Origin of the sequence: Pseudooctadecabacter sp., assembly GCF_020627745.1 — a bacterium.
In the GTDB taxonomy this organism is placed as follows: Bacteria; Pseudomonadota; Alphaproteobacteria; order Rhodobacterales; family Rhodobacteraceae; genus Octadecabacter.
This window is the reverse complement of the sequence record NZ_JAHDGE010000055.1, coordinates 1-2,734: the sequence shown is the minus strand read 5'-3', so window position 1 is coordinate 2,734 and position 2,734 is coordinate 1. Positions and strand designations below refer to the sequence as shown.

General features: G+C 60.8%; 3 protein-coding genes. All 3 read left to right on the top strand.

The features are described 5' to 3' along the window. A partial coding sequence (locus QZ653_RS14245) for a hypothetical protein (RefSeq protein WP_296421049.1) occupies nucleotides 1–510 on the top strand: 510 nt, incomplete at its 5' end. 107 nt (nucleotides 511–617) lie between these two features. Continuing rightward, complete coding sequence (gene msrQ / locus QZ653_RS14240) at nucleotides 618–1,244, top strand: protein-methionine-sulfoxide reductase heme-binding subunit MsrQ (protein ID WP_296421046.1); 627 nt, start codon at nucleotides 618–620, stop codon at nucleotides 1,242–1,244. Between the two features lie 12 nt (nucleotides 1,245–1,256). Continuing rightward, nucleotides 1,257–2,417 carry an MFS transporter gene (locus tag QZ653_RS14235; protein ID WP_296421043.1) on the top strand — a complete coding sequence of 387 codons (1,161 nt, stop codon included), beginning with the start codon at nucleotides 1,257–1,259 and terminating at the stop codon, nucleotides 2,415–2,417. Nucleotides 2,418–2,734: the final 317 nt, after the last annotated feature.

The window sequence follows — 2,734 nt, the reverse complement described above, 5'->3', positions numbered from 1 at the left end:
CAACAAAGTGACGCCCTCGCCTCGGGTGAGGCGCGGCCTGCGTTGATCCCTGACAACGGCATCCTCGCTGGTCTCAACAACCGCGCGCGGATTGTTACGGTGCAGGCGCCGCCTAATTTCGCCCAAGCGTTGAACACAGCCGACCCCGACGGCGTTATCCGCTACGTCTATGATATCGCCGTCCAGGGAACCGACCCCGATGTGATGATCGTCTTTGCCGGCGACTGGGACACCGCGCGCGGCTTTGCCCGCGCCATCGCCATGCCCGCACTGTCGGACCGCTATGACGCGGCAGAGGCCGCTGGCAATTCCATCGACTACGCCCAACGCAGCACCCCCCAAGGCCCGCTGCACATCTATATGATCGCCCAGGATACAACGCCCTATCCGGTGCCGCCCACCTGTTGGGCGCGGCTGATCGTGGGGTCCCTCTATATGGGCGGCAACCCCGCGCCCTTCACGCTGCGTGCCTGCACCGAAAGCATCAGCGGCCCGCTGGACCTGAACTAAGTGAAACATCCCCTCAACTCCCCGTGGGATACGGTCACAAAGCTTTCTTTTGAACCGACGATCGCCCACATGGGTTGCACCAAGACACGATCAGGAAAGCCACGCCCATGACCGCCATCGTCGACCCCATCAACCGTTTTGCCCGCAAGGTGCCTGTCTGGCTGGTCTATCTTCTCTATGCCCTGCCGATCCCGGTGCTGTTCTATCTGGCCGCTACGGGCGCCATGGGGGTTGAACCGATCAACACCCTTGAACGCGAAATGGGGGAGATCACGCTGCAGCTGCTGATCATCGGCCTTGCGATCACACCCCTGCGCCGGTTCGCGGGCCTCAACCTGCTGAAGTTCCGCCGCGCCATCGGTGTTATGGCCTTTGTCTATGTGGTGGTGCATCTGGGCATCTGGGTGGTGCTGGATATGTCCCTGCGTTGGGAACAGATGTGGGGGGACATCTGGAAACGTCCCTATATCACCATCGGCATGGTGGCGTTCCTTGCAATGATCCCGCTGGCTGCGACCTCGAACAACTATTCGGTGCGCAAGCTCGGGGCGGCCACATGGCGCAACCTGCACAAACTGGTCTACCCCATTGCCGTGCTGGGGGCTGTGCACTTCATCATGGTCCAAAAGGTGTGGGAGGCGGAGCCGCTGATCTATCTCGCGGTGATCCTGACCCTCATCGGGCTGCGTTACATCCCGAAACAAAAAACGACTGGTGCCGCCGTCAAAGGTTGATAGCGTCGCGTCATGGATAGACGCGACGCCAAGCGGGGCACCCTTCTGATCATGGCGCTTTTCGCGCTGCAGCCCATGGCCTTCGGCGCGTGGCTGGCGATGATTCCCTATATCAAAGACACGTTGTCCCTCAGCAAGGCCGATCTGGCACTGGCGCTTCTGGGGATGCCGCTGGCCCTGATCGTCGTGCTGCAATTTGCCAGCCGGATCGTGGCGCGGCTTGGTCCCCGCCGCACGTTTACGGTGGGCCTGCCGGTGCAGACCCTTTTGATCCTGACCCCGTTCCTTGCGACGGGGCAAATCAGCCTCTTTCTGGCGCTGGCCAGCGTCGGCGCGGTGGTGGCCTTTATGGAGGTCGCCCTGAACACCTACGCCGGTCGGCTTGAGAAAGCCGCCGACACCTACATCATGTCCCGCTGTCACGGGTTCTGGGCGCTGGGTGTCATGGTGGGGTCGCTGCTGGCCACAACGTTGTTCTTCATTGGTCCGGTGATCGCCGTCCTTGTGATCTGCGCGACCTCCGCCGGGTTGGGCATCTGGGCCGCGCAAACCCTGCCCAAACTGCAGGGCCAAGAGGACGGCCCCGCACCCAAGCCCCAAAAGATCCGCGACATGCCCCGTGCGCTGTTCCTGATCGCCTTGTTCATGTTGCTTGTGACCTTGGTCGAAGGGGCCATGCACGATTGGGCCGCCGTCTATCTGTCGGAACGCCAAGGCGGCGCACCCGAGGATGCAGGGCTGGCCGTGACGATCTTTGCGGGGTTCCTCGCCGCGGGTCGGTTTGCCGGTGACTTTATGAAGGCGCGTCTGGGTGCGCGCGGCGTCGCCCGCCTGACGGTGGGGTTGTCGATCGCAGGTCTGGTCTGCGCCACGGTCCTGCCAGGGATGCCGGCTTTGTTCATCGGGCTGGCCCTGACGGGGCTTGGCGTATCGATTGCCTTTCCTTTGGGCATCTCTGCCGCCGCCAGCCTTGGCGACGAACACGAGGCGCAAAACATCGCCACCATGGCCATGATCGCCATGTCGTCCTTTTTGATCGGCCCGCCCTTGATTGGCTTTCTTGCAGAATGGCTGACCTTACGGGTCGCGTTGATGCTGTTGCTGCCCGGTTTGGGCCTCGCATTCTACCTCACGCGCATCTTTCCTGAGCGGGACCTGACCCCGAAATCCTGAAAATCGGGCAGTCTGTGAACATTAGTTTCGCCGATTCACCCCGGACGTGCCGCCCTATCAGGGTGAGTCTGCTCCAAATCAGGCGTGATTTGGCCACCACGGCATCCCCTCTTGCGGATAGACGGGGTAGAGCCACTATATCTAGGACATAGCCCTAAAGCCTTGGCGCAATAAAACGCCATATGACCCTAGGTCCAAGGTAATTCTTGGTAAGCAAAGCACTGAAAACACGCCCAAAATCATGAAAATGAGAAAAAATACATTTTCTTCAAAAAAGGGGTTGCGGGTGTTGTTGAGTAACCGTAGAACCCCCCTCA